Origin of the sequence: Geodermatophilus saharensis, assembly GCF_900188205.1 — a bacterium.
GTDB lineage: Bacteria > Actinomycetota > Actinomycetes > Mycobacteriales > Geodermatophilaceae > Geodermatophilus > Geodermatophilus saharensis.
The window spans coordinates 62,723-84,772 of sequence record NZ_FZOH01000013.1; the positions used below are offsets into that span (position 1 = coordinate 62,723).

At 76.5% G+C, this 22,050-nt stretch carries 26 protein-coding genes and 1 tRNA gene; 13 read left to right on the forward strand and 14 right to left on the reverse strand.

The window, feature by feature from the left end; genetic code table 11:
* Positions 1-31 precede the first annotated feature (31 nt).
* A tRNA-Leu gene (locus CHC04_RS22730) sits at positions 32-112 on the reverse strand.
* 91 nt (positions 113-203) lie between these two features.
* On the opposite strand from CHC04_RS22730, the gene CHC04_RS22735 reads away from it, so the two are divergent.
* Complete coding sequence (locus CHC04_RS22735; RefSeq protein WP_089406282.1) at positions 204-467, forward strand: DUF3618 domain-containing protein; 264 nt, start codon at positions 204-206, stop codon at positions 465-467.
* Positions 468-513: 46 nt separating this feature from the next.
* Positions 514-966: a DUF427 domain-containing protein gene (locus CHC04_RS22740; protein ID WP_245817674.1), complete on the forward strand. Its 453-nt coding sequence runs from the start codon at positions 514-516 to the stop codon at positions 964-966.
* Between the two features lie 10 nt (positions 967-976).
* On the opposite strand, the gene CHC04_RS22745 is transcribed toward CHC04_RS22740, so the two are convergent.
* Positions 977-1,612, reverse strand: coding sequence for a TetR/AcrR family transcriptional regulator (locus CHC04_RS22745; protein ID WP_089406236.1), 636 nt, complete (start codon positions 1,610-1,612; stop codon positions 977-979).
* Between the two features lie 121 nt (positions 1,613-1,733).
* Here CHC04_RS22745 and CHC04_RS22750 point away from each other — a divergent pair, with 121 nt between their 5' ends.
* On the forward strand, positions 1,734-2,828 hold the full coding sequence (locus tag CHC04_RS22750; protein ID WP_089406237.1) for an EAL domain-containing protein: 1,095 nt from the start codon (positions 1,734-1,736) through the stop codon (positions 2,826-2,828).
* Here CHC04_RS22750 and CHC04_RS22755 read toward each other — a convergent pair.
* Both CHC04_RS22755 and CHC04_RS22760 read right to left on the reverse strand, forming a co-directional pair.
* Positions 2,806-3,387 (reverse strand): histidine phosphatase family protein, encoded by a 582-nt coding sequence (locus CHC04_RS22755; protein ID WP_089406238.1) that lies wholly within the window; start codon positions 3,385-3,387, stop codon positions 2,806-2,808. The two genes, CHC04_RS22750 and CHC04_RS22755, sit on opposite strands and share 23 nt — an antisense overlap.
* A gap of 82 nt (positions 3,388-3,469) precedes the next feature.
* Positions 3,470-3,967 carry an STAS domain-containing protein gene (locus tag CHC04_RS22760; RefSeq protein ID WP_176450155.1) on the reverse strand — a complete coding sequence of 166 codons (498 nt, stop codon included), beginning with the start codon at positions 3,965-3,967 and terminating at the stop codon, positions 3,470-3,472.
* 168 nt (positions 3,968-4,135) lie between these two features.
* Here CHC04_RS22760 and CHC04_RS22765 point away from each other — a divergent pair, with 168 nt between their 5' ends.
* The 3 genes from CHC04_RS22765 (at position 4,136) to CHC04_RS22775 (ending at position 6,394) form a co-directional block, all read left to right on the forward strand.
* Positions 4,136-5,290, forward strand: coding sequence for an acyl-CoA dehydrogenase family protein (locus CHC04_RS22765; protein WP_089406284.1), 1,155 nt, complete (start codon positions 4,136-4,138; stop codon positions 5,288-5,290).
* Positions 5,283-5,960, forward strand: coding sequence for a PaaI family thioesterase (locus CHC04_RS22770; RefSeq protein ID WP_089406239.1), 678 nt, complete (start codon positions 5,283-5,285; stop codon positions 5,958-5,960). The genes CHC04_RS22765 and CHC04_RS22770 overlap by 8 nt, the downstream gene beginning before the upstream one ends.
* Positions 5,961-6,031: 71 nt before the next feature.
* Positions 6,032-6,394: a hypothetical protein gene (locus tag CHC04_RS22775; protein ID WP_089406240.1), complete on the forward strand. Its 363-nt coding sequence runs from the start codon at positions 6,032-6,034 to the stop codon at positions 6,392-6,394.
* An 81-nt stretch (positions 6,395-6,475) separates the two neighbouring features.
* On the opposite strand, the gene CHC04_RS22780 is transcribed toward CHC04_RS22775, so the two are convergent.
* The 6 genes from CHC04_RS22780 to CHC04_RS24410 all read right to left on the reverse strand — a co-directional run bounded on the left by CHC04_RS22780 (position 6,476) and on the right by CHC04_RS24410 (position 11,154).
* On the reverse strand, positions 6,476-6,973 hold the full coding sequence (locus CHC04_RS22780; RefSeq protein ID WP_089406241.1) for a hypothetical protein: 498 nt from the start codon (positions 6,971-6,973) through the stop codon (positions 6,476-6,478).
* A gap of 231 nt (positions 6,974-7,204) precedes the next feature.
* Positions 7,205-7,822 carry an HNH endonuclease gene (locus tag CHC04_RS23785; RefSeq protein WP_141233896.1) on the reverse strand — a complete coding sequence of 206 codons (618 nt, stop codon included), beginning with the start codon at positions 7,820-7,822 and terminating at the stop codon, positions 7,205-7,207.
* A gap of 83 nt (positions 7,823-7,905) precedes the next feature.
* Positions 7,906-9,024: an NAD-dependent epimerase/dehydratase family protein gene (locus tag CHC04_RS22785; RefSeq protein ID WP_089406242.1), complete on the reverse strand. Its 1,119-nt coding sequence runs from the start codon at positions 9,022-9,024 to the stop codon at positions 7,906-7,908.
* 9 nt (positions 9,025-9,033) lie between these two features.
* Positions 9,034-10,323 (reverse strand): MFS transporter, encoded by a 1,290-nt coding sequence (locus CHC04_RS22790; protein ID WP_176450156.1) that lies wholly within the window; start codon positions 10,321-10,323, stop codon positions 9,034-9,036.
* On the reverse strand, positions 10,320-10,901 hold the full coding sequence (locus CHC04_RS22795) for a winged helix-turn-helix domain-containing protein (protein WP_089406243.1): 582 nt from the start codon (positions 10,899-10,901) through the stop codon (positions 10,320-10,322). The genes CHC04_RS22790 and CHC04_RS22795 overlap by 4 nt, the downstream gene beginning before the upstream one ends.
* A gap of 58 nt (positions 10,902-10,959) precedes the next feature.
* A complete protein-coding gene (locus CHC04_RS24410) occupies positions 10,960-11,154 on the reverse strand; it encodes a hypothetical protein (protein ID WP_089406244.1) in 195 nt (64 codons plus the stop codon).
* A gap of 84 nt (positions 11,155-11,238) precedes the next feature.
* On the opposite strand from CHC04_RS24410, the gene CHC04_RS22805 reads away from it, so the two are divergent.
* Positions 11,239-11,640 carry a nuclear transport factor 2 family protein gene (locus CHC04_RS22805; protein ID WP_089406245.1) on the forward strand — a complete coding sequence of 134 codons (402 nt, stop codon included), beginning with the start codon at positions 11,239-11,241 and terminating at the stop codon, positions 11,638-11,640.
* Here the strand turns inward: CHC04_RS22805 and CHC04_RS22810 are convergent, their stop codons facing one another.
* Positions 11,641-12,486, reverse strand: coding sequence for an alpha/beta fold hydrolase (locus CHC04_RS22810; RefSeq protein WP_089406246.1), 846 nt, complete (start codon positions 12,484-12,486; stop codon positions 11,641-11,643).
* 58 nt (positions 12,487-12,544) lie between these two features.
* Here CHC04_RS22810 and idi point away from each other — a divergent pair, with 58 nt between their 5' ends.
* From idi to CHC04_RS22830, 4 genes are all read left to right on the forward strand, one after another.
* Complete coding sequence (idi, locus tag CHC04_RS22815; RefSeq protein ID WP_089406247.1) at positions 12,545-13,090, forward strand: isopentenyl-diphosphate Delta-isomerase; 546 nt, start codon at positions 12,545-12,547, stop codon at positions 13,088-13,090.
* Positions 13,091-13,176: 86 nt separating this feature from the next.
* Positions 13,177-13,962, forward strand: a complete 786-nt coding sequence (locus CHC04_RS22820) for a polysaccharide deacetylase family protein (RefSeq protein WP_141233899.1) — start codon at positions 13,177-13,179, stop codon at positions 13,960-13,962.
* A 93-nt stretch (positions 13,963-14,055) separates the two neighbouring features.
* Positions 14,056-14,829, forward strand: coding sequence for an SDR family NAD(P)-dependent oxidoreductase (locus tag CHC04_RS22825; protein ID WP_089406249.1), 774 nt, complete (start codon positions 14,056-14,058; stop codon positions 14,827-14,829).
* Positions 14,830-14,840: 11 nt separating this feature from the next.
* A complete protein-coding gene (locus CHC04_RS22830; protein ID WP_089406250.1) occupies positions 14,841-15,098 on the forward strand; it encodes a hypothetical protein in 258 nt (85 codons plus the stop codon).
* 30 nt (positions 15,099-15,128) lie between these two features.
* On the opposite strand, the gene CHC04_RS22835 is transcribed toward CHC04_RS22830, so the two are convergent.
* The 3 genes from CHC04_RS22835 to CHC04_RS22845 all read right to left on the reverse strand — a co-directional run bounded on the left by CHC04_RS22835 (position 15,129) and on the right by CHC04_RS22845 (position 19,268).
* Positions 15,129-17,447 (reverse strand): SpoIIE family protein phosphatase, encoded by a 2,319-nt coding sequence (locus CHC04_RS22835; protein ID WP_089406286.1) that lies wholly within the window; start codon positions 17,445-17,447, stop codon positions 15,129-15,131.
* On the reverse strand, positions 17,444-18,049 hold the full coding sequence (locus CHC04_RS22840) for a biliverdin-producing heme oxygenase (RefSeq protein ID WP_245817675.1): 606 nt from the start codon (positions 18,047-18,049) through the stop codon (positions 17,444-17,446). Before CHC04_RS22840 ends, CHC04_RS22835 begins: the two co-directional genes overlap by 4 nt.
* A 97-nt stretch (positions 18,050-18,146) precedes the next feature.
* Entirely contained in the window at positions 18,147-19,268 is a 1,122-nt protein-coding gene (locus CHC04_RS22845; protein WP_089406252.1) for a helix-turn-helix domain-containing protein, read from the reverse strand.
* Positions 19,269-19,378: 110 nt separating this feature from the next.
* Here CHC04_RS22845 and CHC04_RS22850 point away from each other — a divergent pair, with 110 nt between their 5' ends.
* Both CHC04_RS22850 and pruA read left to right on the forward strand, forming a co-directional pair.
* Positions 19,379-20,308 carry a proline dehydrogenase family protein gene (locus tag CHC04_RS22850; protein WP_089406253.1) on the forward strand — a complete coding sequence of 310 codons (930 nt, stop codon included), beginning with the start codon at positions 19,379-19,381 and terminating at the stop codon, positions 20,306-20,308.
* A 26-nt stretch (positions 20,309-20,334) separates the two neighbouring features.
* Positions 20,335-21,960 carry an L-glutamate gamma-semialdehyde dehydrogenase gene (gene pruA / locus CHC04_RS22855; protein WP_089406254.1) on the forward strand — a complete coding sequence of 542 codons (1,626 nt, stop codon included), beginning with the start codon at positions 20,335-20,337 and terminating at the stop codon, positions 21,958-21,960.
* The last annotated feature ends 90 nt before the right edge of the window (positions 21,961-22,050 follow it).

The following is a 22,050-nucleotide window of genomic DNA, read 5'->3' on the forward strand; positions in this document are numbered from 1 at the left end:
CGGGGGCAAGGGCCCCGTGAAGGCCGTCGAGTGCGGGAGGCGGGAGTCGAACCCGCACGCCCGGAGGCACCAGATCCTAAGTCTGGCGTGGCTGCCGTTACACCACTCCCGCGTGGCCGCAGAGTCTAGGTCGCGTCGCCCGGCCGGGTGCCCGGGTTTCCCGGAACGGGCCGGTGGCGGCGGTGTCTGGCAGGCTGTCGCCCGTGCCTCCTCGCGACCCCCGAGAGATCCAGCTGGAGATCGACGCCGCCCGCGAGTCGCTGGCGGCCACCCTGGACCACCTGGCGTTCCGGAGCAGCCCCACGCGCCTGAGGGCACAGGGACAGGAGGCCGTCCAGCGCTTCCTGGTCTCCCCCGCGGGGAAGGCGACGATGGGCGGCCTGGGCCTGCTGGTGTCGCTTGTCCTCGTGCAGAAGGTCCGCCACCGCAGGGCCGCGAGGCGGACGGTCCAGCGCCGCACGCGCTGACGTGCGCACGCCCCGGCGGGACTCGGTCGGTCCCGGTCAGGAGTCGGTGTGGGACTACCCGCGCCCGCCCTCGGCCGAGGTGACCCCGCGGCGCGTCGTGGTCGAGATCGGCGGGCGGGTCGTCGCCGACACCACCCGGGCGGTCCGGGTCTGCGAGACCAGTCACCCGCCGGTGTACTACGTGCCCCGCGAGGACGTCGTCCCCGGGGTGCTCGAGCGGGCCGGCGGCTCGTCGTGGTGCGAGTGGAAGGGCGCGGCCACGTACTGGGACGCCGTCGTCGACGGGACGCGCCGCCCGTCGGCCGCGTGGTCCTACGAGCAGCCCACCGCCGGCTACGAGCACCTGCGCGGGGCGGTGGCGTTCTACCCGAGCCGGGTGGACCGGGCCACCGTCGACGGGGAGCAGGTCCGCGCCCAGGCCGGGGACTTCTACGGCGGCTGGATCACCGGCGACGTCGTCGGGCCGTTCAAGGGGGAGCCCGGCACGCTCGGCTGGTGACCGCCCCGGGTCAGCCCGCCCGGCTGCCGGCGGTCTCCTGGCGGACCAGCGGGAGGACGACCCGCTCGAGCACCGCGTCGGCGTAGGCGGCGTCCACCGGCTCGCGGGTGACCAGCCAGCGCTGCACGAACAGCGCCGTGGCCGCCTCGGCCGGGATCGACTGCGTCATCCCGGGCCCCACCTCGCCGCGCGCCTGGGCGCGGGCCCACATCTCGGCGAACGCCCGCCGCCAGATCGCCATCGGACCCTCGCGGAAGGCGTCGATCAGCGCCGGTTCGTGCTGCATGGCCGCCAGCAGCGAGCGGGTGGCCGCGCCGACCGGGCTGGCCATCATCTCGACCATCCGGTGCACGAGCTGGCGCAGGTCGCCCTCGAGGGACCCGGTGTCGGCGTCGAGCGTCCAGGCCCGGTTGAGCTCGGAGACGGTGTCGATGACGAGGTCCTGCTTGGTGCGCCAGCGGCGGTAGATGGTGGCCTTGCCGACGCCGGCCTCCGCCGCCACCGCGTCCATGGTGAGCGCGCCGTAGCCGACCTCGCCGAGCAGGCGCAGGATCGCCGCCCGGATGACGTCGTCGCGGCTGGGGTCGCGTGGTCGTCCTCCGCGGCCCGTGCGTGCCGGTGGGTCGGTGACCGGGGCAGCAGCCATGGGGGGACCCTAGGGCCTCCGGAGCCCCGCGACGGTGGTCCGCTGCGCGGTGCTCCCGCCCTGTTCGCCCCGCCCGCGCGCCTGCCGGTCCCGCCCCGGCGCGTCGGTCATCCTGCTGGCCGTGGCGAGCACGATCGGCGCGGCCCGCCGGCGCGAGGAGTGGGACCTGCCGGAGGCGGCGACCCGGGTCCTGCTGGCCAGCGCGGCCGAGCACGTGCTGCCGGCCGTGGCGGCCGTGGCGCGCGCGGTGGGGCTGTCGACCTTCGCCGCCCCGGGGCTGCTCGACCTGGCCGACGAGCACGACGGCCTGGCGGTGGAGCTCTTCTTCGACCGCATCTCCCGCGCGCTGACCGGCGCGGAGGCCGACGCGGTGCGGGTGGCCACCGACCCGGCCAACGAGTACACGGCGCTGGTGCGGGCGCTGCTGACCGCGCCCACCCTCGCCCAGGAGCTGGCCCGCCGGGGCGTCACCGCGGAGGTCGGCGTGCTGGCCGAGGCCGAGCTGTGGTCGGCCTACCAGCCGGTCGTCGACCTCGCCGGCCGCTCGGTGGTGGCCTACGAGGCGCTGCTGCGTGGCGACTCGGACGGCCGCGCCGTCGACGGCGGTGACCTGTTCTTCGTCGCCGACTCCGCCGGCTGGCTGCCGCGGCTGGACCGGGTGGGCCGGGAGTGCGCGATCGCCGGAGCGGCGGGCTGGCTCGGCGACGCGGACCTGTTCGTCAACACCCACCCGACCTCGGTGCTGCGGCCCGACGCCGACCTCGACAGCACCGAGCAGGCCGTGGCGCTGGCCGGCCTGCACCCGGGGCAGCTGGTGCTCGAGGTGGGGGAGCGGGCCGCCGTCGCCGACCGTGGGCACCTGCTCGCCGTCCTGGAGTCCTACCGCGCGCGCGGCTGGCGGGTGGCCCTCGACGAGGTGGCCGCGGGCTGGTCGAGTGCCTCGCTGCTCGACGTCGTCCGGCCCGAGGTGGTCAAGCTCGGCCGCCCGCTGGTCGCCGCCCTGCCCGACGACGGCGCCCGCGCGGTCGTGCGCACCGTCGCCGCGCACGCCCACCGCCTCGGCGCGGTGGTCGTGGCCGAGGGCGTGGAGGACGAGCGGGCCGCCGAGGAGGTCACCGCGCTCGGCGCCGACCTCGCTCAGGGCTGGCTGTTCGGCCGCCCCGAGGCCCCCGCCGTCGCCCCGGCCGCCGAGGTCAGTCCAGACCCCACCCCGTGAGCACCGGCCGCGCGTGCTCGTGGCCCAGGACCCCGTAGGCGCCGGCGGGCAGGGCGAACAGCCTGCCGTCGGCCGGCTCGAGCCCCAGCCAGCGGGCGGTCAGCACGCGCAGCACGTGCCCGTGCGCCACCAGCGCGACGTCGCCGTCGTCGAGCCGCCGGCGGGCTCGCTCCAGCACCCGGTCGACCCGCCGGCCGACCTGCTCGAGGGTCTCGCCAGGGGTGTCCCCGGGCACGACGGGATCCCGCCAGACCGACCACTCCCGGCCCAGCTGCTCGCTGATCTCGGCGGTGGTGCGCCCCTCGTAGCCGCCGTAGTCGAGCTCGACGAGGTCCTCGTCGACGGCGGTGGGGGTCAGGCCGGCCAGCTCGGCGGTGCGCCGCGCCCGCTGCCGCGGGCTGACCCAGACCTCGACCAGGTGCCGCCGGGCGAGGCTCGGGGCCAGCGCGCGGGCCCGCTGCTCGCCCTCGGGCAGCAGGGGCAGGTCGGTGACGCCCGTGTGCTGGCCGCTGCGGCTCCACTCGGTCTCGCCGTGCCGGAGCACCACGATCTCGCCCATGCCGTCTCCTCGTGCCGGTGTCGCCGGTCGGACCTGAGGAGCATCGTCGGGGACGGCGGCGGTTCCCGCTGACCCTCGGGCGTCAGCGCCAGCGGTCGAGCGCGACCGGGGTGGCCGAGCGCCGCAGGCTGTGGGGGCCGTGCACCGCGTGCGGCTCCGGCCGGGGGCGGCGAGGCTCCTCGCGCAGGGGCGGCACCCAGGCGGTGGTGACCGGCGGCTCGCGGTCCGGACGCGGTGGGCGCGGGCGCACGGGGTCCTGGCCGGTCAGCGGGCCGTCGAGCTCGAGCCGGCCGGCCAGGCCGGCCTCCCAGACCTGCCGGCGGACGGCGGCGGGCGCGCCGACCACCCGGCAGCGGCGGCCGGCCGCGGCGAGGGTGTCGCTGAAGCCGGCCAGGGCCTGCAGGCCGGTGCCGTCGTCGAAGCGGGCCCCGGCCACGTCGACGACGACGCTGCCGGTGCCGTGTCCGGCGGCCCGGGTCAGTGCCGAGGTGAGGCGGGCGAGGGTCGGGCGCCCGGCGTCGCCGGTGAGGCGGACGACGACCTGCGCGGGTGCGGGGACGACGGCGACGGAGAGGTGCACGGCTACTCCGGGTGGCAGCGGCACCACTGGTTCGGGTGCCGCCCACGACCGTAGTGCCGCCGACCGTCGCTCACAACGGGGAGTGCTCGCCCGGTTGCCCACCGCCACCTGTCCGGGGCCGCCGGGTCCGCTCGCCGGGTCCGCCCGCGCACCGGCACCATGGAGGCCGTGGACGCCGAGGACTTCACGCAGATCCGGGACGCGGTGCGCCGGCTCGTCCGGGAGGTGGTGGTCCCGCGCGAGGAGGAGATCGACCTCGACGACCGCATCCCCGAGGAGCTGCGCGGCGCGGCCGCCGACATGGGGCTGTTCGGCTACGCGCTGCCCGAGGAGTACGGCGGCCTGGGCGTGGACATGCGCGAGGACGTCGAGCTGGCCTTCGAGTTCGGCTACACGACGCCGGCGTTCCGCTCGCTGTTCGGCACCAACAACGGCATCGCCGGGCAGGTGATCGCCCGCTTCGGCAGCGAGGAGCAGAAGAAGGCGTACCTGCCGCGGATGGCCGCCGGGGAGCTGATCGGGTCCTTCGCGCTCACCGAGGCCGAGGCCGGCTCCGACCCCGCCGGGCTGCGGACGGCCGCCCGGCGCGACGGCGGGGACTGGGTGCTCGACGGCGCCAAGCGCTACATCACCAACGCGCCGCTGGCCGACCTGTTCGTCGTCTTCGCGCGCACCGACCCGGAGGAGAGGGGCGGGCGCGGGATCTCCAGCTTCGTCGTCGACGCGTCGGCGCCCGGGGTCACGCTCGGGCCCCGGGACAAGAAGATGGGGCAGTCCGGGGCGTGGACGTCGGAGGTCTTCTTCGACGGCGTCCGGGTGCCCGCCGACGCGCTCGTCGGGGAGGAGGGGCGCGGGTACGCCAAGGCGCTCACCGTGCTCTCCCGCGGCCGGCTGCACATCGCCGCGCTGTGCGTCGGCATGGCGCAGCGCGTGCTCGACGAGTCGGTGGCCTACGCCGCCACCGCCAAGCAGGGCGGTGCCCCGATCGGCCGGTTCCAGCTGGTCCAGGCGCTGATCGCCGACGTGCACGCCGAGCACCTGGCCGGGCGCGCGATGGTCCGCGAGGTGGCGGCCCGCTACGACAGCGGCGAGGACACCTCGATCGGCCCGTCCTCGGCGAAGCTGTGGTGCAGCGAGATGGTGGGGCGGGCCACCGACCGCGCCGTCCAGGTGCACGGCGGGCTGGGCTACCTGCGCACCACGCCGGTCGAGCGGTTCTACCGCGACGCCCGGCTGTACCGGCTGTACGAGGGCACCAGCGAGGTGCAGCGGGTGATCGTCGGCGGAGGGCTGCTGCGCGCGGCCGGCATGCCACGTGCGTGAGCCGCTGTCGCCGGAGGAGCGGGCCGGGCGCCGGGTCGCCGTCGGGGAGCTGGGCGGCGCGCTGCGCGGGCTCGTCGACGCCGCCGTCCGCACCGAGGTGCCCGAGGCGGAGCTGGAGTCGGTGGCCGCCGCGGTGCGGGAGCTGACGGCCCGGCTGCGGGCCGCCGGCCGGGGGCTGCACGAGATCGCCCGCGTCGACGACCCCGAGACCGGCGAGCGCTGGTACAGCCCGGTGTACGGCCCGGGCAGCCCGGTGGCGCCGCCGCTGGTCGCGACCGACAGCCCCGACGGGCGGGCGACCGGCCGGGTCACCGTGGGCAAGGCGCACGAGGGGCCGCCCGGGCTGGTGCACGGCGGGGTGGTGGCCACGCTGCTCGACCACGTGCTGGCCCGCGCGCTGCGCGCCGCGGGACGGGGTGGCCTGACCGCCTCGCTGACCGTCCGCTACCGCCGCCCGGTGCACCTCGGCGTCCCGCTGCTGCTCACCGCCGAGATGGGCGGCACCGACGGCCGGCGGACGACCGCGCACGCCCGCCTGGTCGCCGAGGACACCCCCGAGGTGGTGCTGGCCGAGGCCGAGGGGACGTTCGTCGCGCTGCGCACCGAGCAGGCCGCCGACGTCTTCGGCGCCACGGGCCGCACGGTCGGGGCCTGGACCAGCCGGAGCTGAGGGTCCCCGCAGGAGCCGAGGCCGCGCCGCGGTCCTGCTCCGGGTCGGCTCCGTGCTGCCAGGGTGAGCCGGTGTCCAGGGAGCGGTTCGCGCACGACGCGGTGCTGTCGATGGGGGCCGGCGCGGACGAGCGGGCGCCGGGCGGTGCGATCACCGTCGCCCTGTGCGGCAGCTGGGAGCACGAGCCGCCGTGCCCGCTCGCTCCGCACCACACCCGGGCGCAGCGGGCAGGGGACGAGGTGCGGCTGCGGGTGCTCTTCGCGGCCGAACCGGACGACGAACAGCGGGTGCGGGCGACGATCGACGACGCCCTGGCCGCGGGCACGGGCACGACCCCGGAGGGCGGGACCGTCTCGTGGCGGCTCGTCGGCACGTGGCCGTCGGAGGTCCGACCGGAGGAGCTGGAGCACGCCGGACGCCTGGCGCAGAGCTGAGCCGCGCGGGTGCCAGCCCCGGTCCAGGGGATCGACTCCGGCGCCGAGTCCGGTGTCCCACGACGACCCACCCGTGGCGACCTACCCGGTGAGACCGCCGACGGGTGTGTGGTGCCGGCCGCGCCGACACAGCCATGTGGCCTTCCGATCGATGATGTCCGCCCGTAGGCCGTACTCGTGCTCCGGGCACAGTGGCCAGGCCGCCCACAACCGGTCGACGAGGACGTCCTGTACGAGGCTCGCGACCTCGCACGCCGCCTCCTCGTCCCCGATGGAGAAGAAGCCGCCACTGTCGTGGTCACTGAGCTGGCCGTCGCAGGCGATTCGGAGGCCGTGGTCGCCGGCCACCGGTGTGACAGCCACGACCCGGCCCGTGGTTCGAGCAACATCTGCCGCCACCCGCCGACCGGCAGCCTCGGCGGCCGCCTGCTGGGCAGCAGCCGACAGACGGCGGACCTCAGGACCGCTGACGGCTCCCTGGGTCGTGAACAGGGGGTGGAGCCAGTCGCCCCAGTCCACGCCGCCGATCTCACCGAGCTCGGGGCGGACGACCTCCTGCCGCCACTCCTGCTCGTACATCCACCCTCCGCCCAGGACGCAGTCACGCCGACGTACCGAGTGTCCGCGAGGCCGCCTCCGGGGCAGCGAGGTCGGCGGGATCGGCATGAGCGCAGTCGTCAGTACGGCGGTGGCTGGGTGGTGGCGGTGAGGCCGGACGGGGTGGTGACGGTGAGGGTGCCGTCACCGGCGAGGTGGTGGGTCCAGCCGGGTGCCTGAGGAAGGACCCCGCCCTCCCCACCCTTCGCAAGCTCAGGGCGGGACCCTGAACGGGGCCGTCGAGCGGTGGTGGCCGGTGCAGTAGCCGGCCAGGTTGGCCGCGGTGGTGGGGCCGGCGGGCCAGGGGGTGGTGTGGTCGAGTTCGCCGTGGCGGGGGACGGGGCGGCGGCAGCCGGGGAAGCGGCAGCGGCGGTCGCGGGCGCGCACGTACCGGTCCAGTGCCGCGCCGGGCCGGTAGCCGGGGCTGGCGTCAGGAGCGCGTAGGTCGGTACCCGCACTGGCGGCGCGGTGCAGGGCGGGCAGGTCGGTGAGGGCCAGCAGGGCGCCGGTGACCGCGTCGGTGAGGGCGAGGCGGGGCCGGTCGGCCAGCCCGCCGCCGGTCAGGTTCAGCGCCACGACGAGTTCCGGCACCGCCCACTCGCTCACCGGGCGCAGCACCTCCGCCCGAGAAGCCCACCGCTCCGCCGCCATCGCCCCGGGCGAGCCCGGCGGCCGGTCGGCCGACGCCGGCCGGGTGGCGGCAAAGGCAGCGATCGCCCGCGCCCGCAGCGCCGTCTGCCGGCCGATCTCCCGGTCGGCGGCCTGCACCGCACCCAGCGGCCCCGACGCCCAGCCCACCACGGGCTCGTCGACCGCCAGGACCTCCGTCACGAACTCGATCACAAGTTCGAACGACGTGCCGATCAAGCCCTGTGGACGACGAACCAGCAGGTCAGGCGCCCAACGTGGCCGGCTCAGTCCGGACGGCGGTCCGGCACGTTCGCGGGGTCACCGCCCGGGTCGTGGGAGCGGCCGCCGGTGGGGGACAGCAGCGGGCCCGGGGCGCCGTCCCCGCGGCCGAGGGCGGCGACGAACTGGCGCAGCACGTCGTCGCCGCGGTGGGCCGGGTGCCAGTCCAGCTGCGTGCGGGCGCGGCTGGTGTCGAGCACCGGCGACTGGATCCCGAGGTCGAGCCAGCCCGGCTCGGTGGGCACCACGTGTGCGCGGAAGGCCGCCGTCAGCCCGGTCCGCACCAGCACGGCCGGGACCGGGATCCGGGTGGTGCCCAGCGCGCGGGCGATGCCGTCGGCGTCGAGGGCGGGGTCGGCGGCCACGTTGAACGGCCCCGGGACGCGCCGGTCGAGCATGCGGACGATGGCGTCGGCGAGGTCGTCGGCGTGCACGAAGCCGACCCGCAGCGACGGAAGCGGCAGGGGAAGCACCGAGGCGAGCTGCCCGGGCACCAGGCGGACGGCGCCGAACACCAGCGGGCCGAGGAAGTAGCGGCCGATCTCGCTGGCCGCCTCGGGCTGCAGCACCAGCGTGGGTCGGACGACGGTCAGCGTGACGTCCTGCCTGCGCCCGACGACCTCGCGCACCACCCGCTCGGCCTCGGACTTCTGCCGGCTGTACTGCGAGCTCGGGATCCCGGTGACCGGCCAGTCCTCGGTCACCGGCCGGTCGCCGCCGCCCGCGGCGTAGGCACCCAGCGAGGACATGTGCACCACGTGCTGCACCCCGGCGGCCACGGCCGCCCGCATGACGCGCCGGGTGCCGTCGACGTTCGCCCTGTGGAGCTCCTCGGACCGGCGGCCCGGCTGCAGCACCCAGGCCAGGTGCACGACGGCGTCGACGTCCTCGAGCAGGTTGGTCAGCGCCTGCTCGCTGGCGGTCTCGCCGAGGTCGGCGGTGTACCAGGTCGCCGACGAGTACGGCTCGGTGTCCGGCGGCTGCCGACGGGCCAGCCCGCGGACCTCGGCCACGCCGCTGCCCGGCGCGGTCAGCCGCCGCAGCAGCGCCGTGCCGACGTTGCCGCTCGCGCCGGTGACGGCGACCTTGAGGCCCTTGAGGTGTGCCTGCGGGAGCTCAGCCATGGTGTGCCGCTACCCGCTGGCCCCCGCGGCGATACGGCGAGCTGTCTCACCCTGCGCCTCCGCGGGCCGCAGCCCGAGGGAGACCACCCCGATGAGCAGGACGGCGACGGCGCCGGCGAGGAAGCCCGCGGGCAGCCCGGCGGCGTCGGCCAGGCGGGGGAGCAGCAGGCTGCCCAGGCCGCCGCCGAGCATCAGCGCGACCGACTTCGCCGAGACCGTCGTCGACCGCTGGGCGGCGCTCACCTGCTCGTGCATGAGCGCCTGGCGCAGCGGCCAGCCGGCGCCGTTGGCCAGGTAGAAGACGACGAAGGCGACGGCGGCCACCGCGACGTGCCCGGCCAGTGCCACACCGACGACGGCGAGGGCGCAGACCACCGCGGTGAGCAGGCTCGCCCAGGCCACCGACCCCCGCGCCAGCCGGCGGGCGGCCGGCGCGAGCAGGGCACCGAGCCCGGCGGCGGCGAACGAGACGGCCATGACGACGCCGTACACCGCCGCACCCCGGTCCAGCCCGCCGCCGAGGTCGGCGAACCACAGCGGCCCGAGCACCTCCAGCGTGGTCAGCGCGGTGCCGGTGAGGAACGAGATCACCAGCAGCCGCCGCAGGACGCGGTGCCGCGACGCCAGCCGCACGGTGTCGCGCACCACCACCGGCACCTCCCGGACCCCGGTGGCCAGCGCCCGCAGCCCGCCGGTCGGGGCGGTCGGCAGCGGCACGACGAGCACCGCGACGGCGACCACGGAGACCACGACGAGCGCCGCGGCCAGCAGCAGGGGCAGCACGAGCGCCGCGCTGCCCCCGCCCTCGGCGAGCAGCGGCAGCGCCCCGCCGAGCGCGGCGCCCAGGGCCAGTCCCAGGCCGTCGGCGGCGCCGGCGCGCGACAGGCCCGTCGCGGGATCGGCGTCGGGGTCCGCGGCGTGCACGGTGTCGACGTACCAGGCTTCCAGCGGGCCGGAGTCGAGCGCGCGCGAGGCGCCCTGCAGCCCCCAGGCGAGGGCGAACAGCGGCACGGAGTCCGCGACGGCCATGGTCAGCAGCGACGCGGCGGCCAGCAGCCCGGAGAGGACGAGGACCGGCCGGTGCCCGATCGCGTCGGCGAGCCCGCCGGTGGGCAGCTCCAGCAGCAGCGTGACCACCGAGTAGACGGCCAGCACCAGCCCGATGTCGGCCGGGGACAGTCCCCGCGACGAGGCCAGGAGCACCGTGATCGGCGCGGCGATGCCGACCGGCAGCCAGCGCAGCGCGGTGAGCCCGACGAACCGCCGGCCGGCCGACCGTGCCGACAGCGGCGCGCTCACGCCGGGTCCTCGGTGAGCGGGAACAGGTCGAGCAGCACGTGCACCAGGGGCGCGCCCGGCTCCTCGCGCTCGGCGCGCCAGCGGGCCAGCACGCCGTTGAGCTCCTCGGCCAGCTCGCCGGTGGCCTCCGGGGACAGGTGCAGCCCCCAGTCGTTGAGCGAGACGGCGTCGCGCCAGGCGTCGTCGAGGGACTCCCGCTGCTCGGCGTGCGCGGCGAGCATCCGCCGCTGCCGGCCCAGGGACTGGTGGGTGAGCTCCTCGACGACCTCGCGGCCGCCGGGCTGGTCGACGAGGTCCTCGGTGCGCCAGCGGGTGCTGCGGTGCCGCGCCCGCCACCAGCGCTCCCGCGCCGTCCCCTCGCCGGGGACCTCCTCGACGAAGCCGAGCGCGGCGAGCTGCCGCAGGTGGTAGCTGGTGGTGCCGCTGCTCTCGCCCAGGCGCTGGCCCAGGCGGGAGGCGGTGGAGGGACCCTCGGACCGCAGCAGGCCGAGCAGGCCGGTGCGCAGCGGGTGCGCCAGGGCGCGCAGGGTCCGGGGGTCGGTGACGTCGACGACGGGTTCGGGCGGGACCTCGGTCACACCCCCAGGCTAGGGATGCAGAGACGTCTTTGCAAAGAGTTCTCTGCATCTTGTCCGGTCAGCCGTCGGAGTCCTCGCCGTCGGTGGCGTCCTCGACCTCCTGCTCGGCGTCGTCGACGCCTTCCTCCACGGTGTCCTGGACGTCGTCGTCGACCACGTCAGAGCCGCAGGCGGCGGTCACCGGGGTCAGTGCCAGGACGAGGCCGACGGCGGCGAGGCGCCAGCGGCGGCGGGGGGTGGTGGTGGTGGACACGGCAGCTCCCTCGGTCTCGGAACGGTCCCGGAGCTCTTGCCCGCACGGGCGGTCGGCCATGCCCGGCGGCGCTATCGTTCCCGCGTGCGGGGACAGCTCGCGGTCGTCGAGGCGTGGCTGGCCGCGGTGGACCGCGCCGACGCCGCCGCCGCGACGGCCCTGTCGGCGCCGGACCTGGAGGTCGTCGGACCGCGCGGCACCGTGCGCGGCCGCGAGGTGCTCGGGCCGTGGATGGCGCGGGCGGGCTTCTCCGGCACCCCGCTGCGCTGGTTCTGCGGTGCCGACGGTGCGGTCGTCGTCGAGCAGGACGCCGTCTGGGCCGATCCGACCACCGGCGCCCAGCGCGGTCGCGCCGTCGTCGCCTCGCAGTTCACCGTCGCCGGCGGCGTGGTCACCCGGTACCAGCGCCACGACGACGGCCTGCTCCCCGCGCTGGCCGCCGCCGGGCTCGGCGCGGCCGACGAGGTGACCGCCCGCGCCGGCTGATCACCCCGGTGCGCCGACCGCCGTCCGGACGTGCTCCACCACCAGCTCGGCGGTGCGCTCGGCGGCCAGCTCCGGGATCCAGTGCGGCACGCCGTCGAGGACCTCGAGCCGGTAGGGCCCGGTGACGTGGCGGCGGGTCATGGCGGTGGCGGCCGGGCCGAGGAAGGCGTCGCCGGTGCTCCACACGTGCAGGGTCGGCACGGAGACCCGGCCGACCGAGTCGCGGGCGGCCAGCGGGATCGCCCGGTACCAGGCCAGCGCGGCCGACAGCGCCCCCGGCTTGCGCAACCGGTCGACGTAGCGGGCGGCGGTCTCCTCGGGCAGGCCGCCGTTCTGCAGCAGCCCGCGCAGTGCCGCGCCGTCGCGGGCGAGCATCAGCCGCTCCGGGACCACCGGCACCTGGAAGGCGGCCATGTAGGACGAGCGCAGCCCCTGGTCGCTGGTGAGCACCGCGCGCCCGGCGGCGGCCGGGTGCGGGGTGGACAGCGCGGTCAGGGTGCGCACCCGTTCCGGGTGCCAGGCGCCCAGCGCCCAGGCGACGGCGCCGCCCCAGTCGTGCCCGACGACGTGCGCGCTCTGCAGTCCGGCGGCGTCCAGCAGCGCCAGGACGTCGCCGGTGACCGCGCGCAGCCGGTACGGCGAGCGCCCGCGCGGGCGGGCGCCGGGGCTGTAGCCGCGCTGGTCGGGGGCCAGGGTGCGCAGGCCGGCGTCGTGCAGCAGCGGTGCCACCCGGTCGAAGGCCGAGCAGTCCTGCGGGAAGCCGTGCAGGAGCACCACGGGTTCGCCGTCGGGCGGGCCGCCGTCACGGACGTCGAAGGTGAGGCCGTCGTTCTGGAACTGCCGCATCTCCCCCCGGTGCCCGGGGGAGGTGTGCCGGAACCCTGGCGCGAGGGAGGATGGTCCGGTGACGGTGACCGCGGCGGAGCTGATCGTGCTGGTCGACGACGACGGGGCGCCCATCGGCACGATGCCCAAGCCGCTGGTGCACCACGGCGACACCCCGCTGCACCGCGCGTTCTCCGCCTACCTGTTCGCCGACGACGGCCGGCTGCTGGTCACCCGCCGCGCGGCGGGCAAGCAGACCTTCCCCGGCATGTGGACCAACACCGTCTGCGGACACCCCGGCCCCGGGGAGGACGACGGTGCCGCGATCGCCCGGCGGGCCGCGCAGGAGCTCGGGCTGCAGGTGGCCGACCTGCGCCCGGCGCTGCCCGGCTACCGCTACCGCGCGGAGTTCCGCGGCGTGGTGGAGAACGAGGTCTGCCCGGTCTACCTGGGCCGCTTCACCGGCACGCCCGACCCCGACCCGAGCGAGGTGGGGGAGTGGGAGCTGCTCGGGTGGGCGGAGTTCCGCCGTCGCCAGGAGGAGTCCGAGCGCGACGCGTGGTCGCCCTGGTGCCGCGAGCAGGCGCGGCTCATCGAGCAGGCGGGTCTGGCCCCGGCGTCGTAGTCGGCAGGCCACCGAGCGTGTCGGGCGCGCGAGGCGGCTGGTGTCGCTCCCCGGGGCGCGCCCGGGGCCCTCCTAGCGTCCGCCGCGTGGACCGCCGGGGCTTCCTGTACCTCCTCGCCGCCGGGCTCACGGGTGCCGCCGTCGGGCGCGGCGCCGCCGGGCTCGACCTCGCCGAGCCGCCCGCCCCCGCGCCGGAGCCCGCCCCCGCCCCGGCGACCCCCACCGGCCCCGGCGGCATCGTCGCCGTCCCCGCCCCGCAGGGGGTGGTCGAGGAGCTGCCCGGCACCGGGCCGCAGATCGCGCTGACCATCGACGACGGCAGCAACGGCGAGGTCGTCGCCGCGCTCATCGCCCTCTGCCGCGACACCGGCACCCGGCTGACGTTCTTCCCCAACGGCTCCTACCGCACGTGGGGCGACAACGCCCGCGACCTGTGGCCGCTCATCGAGTCCGGGCAGGTCGCCTTCGGCAACCACACCTGGTCGCACCCGGACCTGACCACCGTCCCCGACGCCGAGGTCGCCGACGAGCTGCGGCGCAACCAGGACTTCCTGCGCCGCACCCTCGGCGTGACCGAGACCCCGTTCTGGCGGCCGCCCTTCGGCTCGCACGACGAGCGCGTCGACGCCATCGCCGCCGACCTCGGCCACCCGACGACCGTCATGTGGAACGGCACCTTCGACGACGGCCGGGTGGTCTCGGCCGAGGGGCTGATGGCCGCCGCCGAGCAGTGGTTCGCGGCGCGGGCGATCATCGTCGGCCACGCCAACCAGCCGGCGATCTCCACCGTGCTCGACCAGCTGCTCGCCCTCGTGGAGAGCCGGCAGCTGGTCACCGTCACCCTCGCCGACGCCTGGTCCGCCCCGGCCTGACCCGCTCCGACCTGCGGGCCGCACCGACCTCGGCGAGAGTGGCGGGGACGCTGACGTGATCACGGCCGGCACGGCCGGAGGACGGAGGACCGGGTGGCAGGGGAGCTCAAGGGCCGCGTGGCGCTGGTGACCGGCGGGGCGAGCGGGCTGGGCCGGGCGACGTGCGTGTCGCTGGCCGAGGCCGGCGCGCACGTGGTCGTCGCCGACATCGACGCCGACGGCAGCGCGCGCACCCGCGAGCTGGTCGCCGACGCGGGAGGCGGCGCCGACGTCGTCGCGCTGGACGTGACCGACGACGCCAGCCGCCGCGCGGTGGTCGCCCAGCTGTTCGAGCAGCACGGCGACGCCTTCGACGTGCTGGTCAACGTGGCCGGCATCGACCGCCCCGGCTACGTCACCGACATCGACCTCGACGACTACCGCAGGGTCATGGCGGTCAACTGCGAGGGCCCGGTCTTCCTGACCAGCGAGTTCATCAAGCGGGTGCAGCACCTGCCCGAGGGCCGCACCGCCGACGTCGTGCACATCGTGTCGCTGTCGGCGCTCACCTCCGGCAGCGGCGCGATCGCCTACAACGGCTCCAAGGCCGGCTTCCTCAACGCCACCCGCTGCATCCAGCGCGAGCTGCGGGAGAAGGCCGTGACGCTGGAGGACGGCAGCGAGCGGCCGTTCCCCTGCCGGGTGCAGAGCGTGATCCCGGCGGCGATGGACACCCCGATGATGGAGCAGTGGGGCATCCCCGGGCACCTGATGATGCCGCCGTCGGCGGTCGCCGACACCGTCCGCACGCTGCTCCTGCTGCACCCGTCGGCGTTCGTGCCGGAGATGCAGATCGTGCCGCGCCTCGAGCCGAACTTCCCGCGGTGAGGGAGGACGCGATGACCGAGCCCGACCTGCCCGACAGCGCCATGGCCTCCGGCACCGACGCCGGCCGGCCCGGTGAGCACCTCGGCGGCGGTGACCTGCGCCCCGACGAGCAGCAGCTGCTCGCCGAGCTCGAGCGCGGCGCCGACGAGGCCCCCGCGGGCAGCGACGCGGAGCTGCGGGCGGCCGAGGACGACGCGCCGCTGCCCGCCGAGGGCGGCGCCCAGGACGACGGCCTGGACGTGGGGTTCTCCGACGCCGACGGAGGCTGAGTCCGGGCACTTCCGCGGAAGTGCCCGGACTCAGGATCGCGGGAGCAGGCGGACGGCGACGAGCGCGACGTCGTCCTCGGCGCCCCCGGGCACCAGCCGGTCGAGGACGCCGTCGCAGACCTCCTCGACCGGCCGGTCGCACAGGTCGGCCAGCGCCCGCCCGAGCCGGTCGACGCCGTCGTCGAAGCCCGCGTGCCGGCGCTCGACCAGCCCGTCGGTGTAGAGCAGCAGCGTCGACCCGGGTTCGAGCAGCACGTCGGCGTCGGGGCGCACCGCCTGCGGGCTCACCCCCAGCAGCAGGCCGGGCCGCTCGGCGGCGAGCACGCGGGCGGCGCCGTCGGGGCCGGTGACCAGCGGCGGCAGGTGACCGGCGCTGGACCAGCGCAGCCGCATGCCGCCGTCGCCGGTGGGGGACAGCCGGGCGACCAGCACGGTCGCGATCGCCCCGAGGTCGAGCCCCTCGATCGCGGCGTCGAGCCGGGACAGCACCCGGGCCGGGCTGTCGCCGTGGTCGAAGGCGATGCCGCGCAGCAGGCCGCGCAGCTGGGCCATGCAGGCGGCGGCCTGCACGTCGTGGCCGACGACGTCGCCGATGACGAGCATCGTGGAGCCGTCGGGCTGGCCGAACGCGTCGTACCAGTCGCCGCCGACCTGCGCCTCGCGGGTGGCGGGCACGTAGCGCACGCCCACCGCGAGGCCCGCGGGCGACGGCGGCTCCGACAGCAGGCTGCGCTGCAGGGTCTCCGCGGCCCGCACGATGCTGCGCGAGCGGGCGTAGAGGGCCTCGAGGAGGTGGACCCGCAGGTGGTGCACCTCGGCGCGCTCCTGCGGCGTCCACGGGTACGAGCGCTCCCGCACCGTCTCCCGCCAGCGGTCGAAGCTCTTCCGCGGGCTCAGCCGCACGTCGCCGTCCTCGCGCTCGGTGCGGGCCTTCTCGTGCGGGTCGCCGCCCCAGTCGACGTGCCGCACGGCCTCGCGGCGGTGCCACAGCACGTACTGGCCCTCCGGCAGCGGCACGGCGAGCACCCCGCAGGCGACGTCGACCGGGATGTCCAGCTCCGGCGCCTCGCGCTGCAGCGAGTCGGTGGCGACGACCTCCTCGCCCCGCGCCGCGGCCCAGGCGACCAGCCGCTCGACGACGTCGGCCGGCAGCTGCTCGCCCCGGCCGCCGGTGACCTCCTGCAGCGAGACGGTCACGCCGTCGGCGGGCAGCACGTCGAGCAGGCTGGTGCCGCCGAGCACGGTCTCCGCCAGTGGCCGGTCCTCGTCGAGCATCGCGGCGGTCAGCCAGGCCAGCGTGGAGCGCACCTGCAGCGCCCGGTGCACCTCGTCCTCGGCGGTGCGGTCGACCAGCCGCAGCGACAGCGTCGAGCCGAGGAACTCCGCCGCGGCGCGGGTGGCGTACGGCGGCTGGTGCGGGCCGGCGTAGTGGTGGCAGGCGATGAGCCCCCACAGCCGGTCGTCGCGCAGCAGCGAGATCGACATCGAGGCCCGCACGCCCATGTTGTGCAGGTACTCGAGGTGGACCGGCGAGACGCTGCGCAGCGTCGAGTAGGTGAGGTCCATCGGCCCGCCGGTGGCGGGGTGGGCGGCCGGCCGGATCGGGCTGGGGACGTAGTCGACGTCGCTGATCAGCCGCAGCCAGTTCTTCTCGTACAGCGCCCTCGCCTGCGCCGGGATGTCCGAGGCGGGGTAGTGCAGGCCGAGGAAGGAGCCGAGGTGCTCGGCCCGCGCCTCGGCGACGACCTCGCCGTGGTGGTCGGCGTCGTAGCGGTAGACCATCACGCGGTCGAAGCCGGTCAGCTCCCGCACCGCCCGGGCGGTGGTGTCGTAGAGCTCCTGCAGCGTCACGGCCCGGTTGAGCGCGGCGACCGTGCCGCGTACCGCCTGGTAGGTGTTCGGGAAGGAGAACGGCCGCGGCCCGCGCGCCGGCTCCAGCTCCACCACCAGGTTGGTCAGCGGCTCCTCGCCGGAGGAGAGCAGGGCGCGGTGCAGGATCGCGTCCACCGGCACCGGGTCGCCGCCGAAGTCGAGGGTGACCTCCACCGGGTTGCGCTCGCGCAGGTCGCCGAAGGCGCTGGCCGAGCGGACCACCGCCTCGGTCGGGCCGACCCCGAGGACGTCGGCCAGCGGCCGCCCGAGGGCGTCCGACCACGCCACCCCGGTCAGCTCGGCGAGGTTCTCCGAGGCCTGGACGACGACGAGGTCGGGCTCGCTCACGGCGAGGAACGCCCCGCGCGGCTGGACGCTGCCGGGGACGTGGATCGGCTCGCGCGCGCAGGTGTCCAGGTCGACCGCCTCGCCCGGCGCGAGCCAGGCGACGTCCTGCCCGGCGCTGACGTCTGTCACGCGGGGACCCCGGCGCGCGCGGCCGGCGCGCACCAGTCGGCCAGGACGGCGAAGGTCTCGCGGGCGGCGCCGACGACCCGGCCGGCGTCGCCCCGGCCGGTCACGTGCCCGCGGGTGACGCGCCGGAACGCCGCCCACATCGCGCCGGTGTCCCCGCCGTAGGGGGTGAAGGAGCGCAGCCGGGGCAGCCCCGGGAGGCCGGCCAGGTGGCGGTCGATGAACGTGCCGCCGAGCGTGGAGCCCTCGAGGACGTAGAGCCGGCCGAGCGCCTCGTCGGTGCCGGGGACGGCGGGCAGCACCGGCCGGTCGTCGACGGCCCGGCCGCCGAGGACGTGCAGGTCGGCGGCGTAGAGGGCGGCCCGGCGCCGCCGGTCCCAGTCCAGCGCGGCGGCGTCGGCGGGGCAGCGCGCGGCCCAGGTGTCGAGGCCGGCCTCGGCGGCCCGCCAGAAGGCGTGCAGCAGCCCCAGGACCTCGACCAGCCGGTCCCGGTCCAGGTCGGCGTCCATCAGCCCGAGCGCCGTCTCGACCCGCTCGTGGTCCACGGCGGTGGCCGTGCGCAGGTCCCGGAGGACGTCGCCGGCACCGCCCGCGTCTCGAGGCAACGCCTCTCCTCCCGCAACGATCAGCTACTCGAGGGTAGGTCAGCGCGGGGACGCCGTCGCGGCGGGACGGTCGGCCGCGAGAGGGGCCTTTGTCGCGCTAATGGCTCCCGGGCAGCCGGGCGCGGCGCAGCGAGGCGTGCACCAGCAGGCGGGTGTCGCCGTCGGCGAGGTCCAGCCCGGTGACGGCGGTGATCCGGCCCAGCCGGGAGTACAGCGTCTGGCGGTGGATGCCGAGCGCGGCCGACGTCCGGGCGACGCTGCCGGCCGCGTCCAGGTAGGCCTCGGCGGTGGCGGCCAGCGCCGGCTCGGCCAGCAGCGGTGCGACGGCCGGGTCGGGCGCGGGCAGCGCCGCGGCGGCCCGCCAGCCGCCGAGCCCGGCCCAGGAGGCCACCGGCGCCAGGCGCGGGACGACGGCGGCGACCGCGGCGGCGGTGCGCGCCTGCGCCCAGCAGCGGGGCAGGTCGGCGACCGCCGGCGCGGGGTCGGACACCCCCGCGGTGCTGCCGGCGGGCAGCCGCGCCACCAGCGGGCCGGCGGCGGCGCACGCTCCCCGCGGGTCGGCCGGCCGGGGCAGCCGCACCGCGACGGCGACCTCGCTGCGCCCGTCGGCGTCCTGCAGCACCGCCGCACCCGGGGGCAGCCGGCGGTCGGACGGCAGCGCGCCGCCGGCCGGGCGCAGCGCGACCAGCGCCACCGCCGCGCCGGCGAACCGGTCGGCCAGCACCGCGCCGGCCCGCTCCCGCGCGGCCGCCGGACCCCCGAGCGTCGCGGCGAGCGCGCCGGCCAGGTCGTCGTCGTCCCGCCGGCGGGCCAGCAGCTCCCCGGCGCGGGCGGCCAGGCCCAGCGCCGCGGCCAGCGCGGGGTCGGCGGGATCGGCCGGGTCGGTGCGGCCGCCGTCGAGCAGCCACAGGTACCCGAGGGTGCGGTCCTCGTGCCGGACCGGCAGCAGCAGGCGGGTGAGGATGCCGGCGTCGGGGTCGGCGGGGGTGCGCAGGGGCCCCCGCGCGCGGGTGATGCCGAGGTCCTCGAACCAGCGGCGGGTCGCCGGGGTGGAGCCGCGGCCGAGGATCGACCGGGTGCGGACGGCGTCCATGGCGGTGCCGTCGTCGAGAGGGTGCGCGGCGAAGGCCAGCAGCGTGAAGTCGGTGTCCTCGAGCGTCGCCGGGGCGCCGAGCAGGCGGGCGACCTCGTCGACGACGTCCTGCAGGTCGTCGCGCACCGTACGAATGTACGAGGCCGCGACGTACGTCTGTCCCTGGCGGGTGGCCCGGGCCCTGCCTAGCGTCGGTGGCGGACGCTGGTGTCCGGGACGAGACGGAGGTCGGGTCGGTGCTCTCCACGAAGACCGTGCTGCTGGGGGCCTCGCGGCGCCCGGGGCTGCGCCGCGCAGTGGTGGGCACGCCGGTGACCCGCCGGGTGGTCGAGCGGTTCGTCGCCGGCGAGACGCTGCCGGAGGCGCTCGACGTCGTCGCGCGGCTGACCGGCGAGGGCCTCGCGGTGACCCTCGACCACCTCGGCGAGGACGTCACCGACCCCGAGGAGGCCCGCGGCACCCGCGACGCCTACCTCGCCCTCCTCGACGGCCTCGCGCCGCTCGGGCTCGGCGCCGACGCGGAGGTCTCGGTCAAGCTCTCGGCGTTCGGGCAGGCGCTGCCCGGCGGGCACGACCTCGCCCTGGAGCTGGTCCGGCCGGTGGTCGAGCGGGCCACCGCGATCGGCACCACGGTCACCCTCGACATGGAGGACTCCTCCACCGTCGACTCCACGCTGGCGATCCTGGCCGAGCTGCGCCGCGACCACCCCGGCACCGGTGCCGTGCTGCAGGCCGCGCTGCGGCGCACCGAGGCCGACGCCCAGGCGCTGGCCGTGCCCGGCTCGCGGGTGCGGCTGGTCAAGGGCGCCTACGACGAGCCGTCCTCGGTCGCCTTCCGCGACCGCCGCGACGTCGACGCCGCCTACGCCCGCTGCCTCGGCATCCTCATGCGCGGACCGGGGTACCCCATGGTCGGCAGCCACGACCCGGCGATGATCGACCTCGCGCAGCGGCTGGCCGCCGAGTACGGCCGGGCCGCCGACTCGTGGGAGGTGCAGATGCTGCACGGCATCCGCGTCGACGAGCAGCACCGGCTGGCCGCGGCCGGCACCAAGGTGCGCGCCTACGTCCCCTACGGCGTCGACTGGTACGGCTACTTCGTCCGCCGGCTGGCCGAGCGCCCGGCCAACCTGCGCTTCTTCCTCCGCGCCCTCGTCAGCCGCTGACCCCTCACCCCACCCGGAGGCATGCCGTGGACGGCATCACCCGCGTCCCCCCGCCGCACAACGAGCCCGTGCTCAACTACGCACCCGGCTCCCCGGAGCGCGCGGCCCTGCAGACCCGCCTGGCCGAGCTGGCCGCCGAGCCGCTGGAGCTGACTGCCACCATCGGTGACAAGCAGCGCATGGCCGGCGGCGAGCGCTTCGACGTCGTCCAGCCGCACCGGCACGCGGCCGTGCTGGGCACCTCGGCGCACTCGACGCACGCCGACGCCGAGGAGGCCGTGGCCACCGCCAAGGCCGCCGCCCCGGCCTGGCGCGACCTGTCGCTGGACGACCGCGCCGCGGTGTTCCTCAAGGCAGCCGACCTGCTGGCCGGCCCGTGGCGGCAGACGCTCAACGCCGCCACGATGCTCGGCCAGTCCAAGACCGCCTACCAGGCCGAGATCGACAGCGCCTGCGAGCTGGTCGACTTCTGGCGCTGGAACGTGCACTTCGCCCGCGAGGTCGTCTCCGCGCAGCCGGTGTCCTCGCCGGGCGTGTGGAACCGCAGCGACCACCGGCCGCTGGAGGGCTTCGTCTACGCGGTCACCCCGTTCAACTTCACCGCGATCGCCGGCAACCTGCCCACCGCGCCGGCGCTCATGGGCAACACCGTCGTCTGGAAGCCCGCCCCCACCCAGCAGTTCGCTGCGCACTTCCTCATGCGGCTGCTGGAGGAGGCCGGCCTGCCCCCGGGCGTCATCAGCATGCTGCCCGGCGACGGCATCCCGGTGTCGGAGGTCGTGCTCGCCGACCGCGACCTCGCCGGCATCCACTTCACCGGGTCGACGCCGGTCTTCCAGCACCTGTGGCGGACGGTGGGGGAGAACATCGCCTCCTACCGCGGCTACCCGCGGATCGTCGGCGAGACCGGCGGCAAGGACTTCGTCGTCGCCCACCCCTCGGCCGACCTCGACGTGCTGCGCACCGCCCTGGTCCGCGGCGCCTTCGAGTTCCAGGGGCAGAAGTGCTCGGCGGCCTCGCGCGCCTACGTGCCGCGGTCGGTGTGGGCGCGCCTGCGCGACGACCTCGTCGGCGTCACCGAGTCGCTGTCGATGGGCGACGTCACCGACTTCTCCAACTTCATGGGCGCGGTCATCGACCGCAAGTCCTTCTCCAAGCTGTCCGGCGTCATCGACCGGGTCGACGACGACCCCGCGCTGTCGATCGTGGCCGGCGGCCAGACGGACGACTCCGAGGGCTTCTTCGTGCGGCCCACCGTCATCGAGGGCACCGACCCCGAGCACGAGGTGTTCACCACCGAGTACTTCGGCCCGATCCTCGCCGTGCACGTCTACGACGACGCCGACTACGACACCGTGCTGCGGCAGATGGAGTCGGTGGCGCCGTACGCGCTCACCGGCGCGGTCATCGCCCAGGACCGGGCGGCCATCGCGCACGCCGAGCGGTTCCTGCGCTTCGCGGCCGGCAACTTCTACGTCAACGACAAGCCGACCGGCGCCGTCGTCGGCCAGCAGCCCTTCGGCGGCGGGCGCGCCAGCGGCACCAACGACAAGGCCGGCGCGGCGCAGAACCTGCAGCGCTGGACCTCGACCCGGTCGATCAAGGAGACGTTCGTCCCGCCGACCGACCACCGCTACCCGCACATGGGCTGACGCCGCGTCGCAGCACGATCAGGTGACCTGGTCGTGCTGCGTCCTGGCTCACCGCCGGGGGTGAGCCAGGACGCGCGGGGGTGGGCCAGG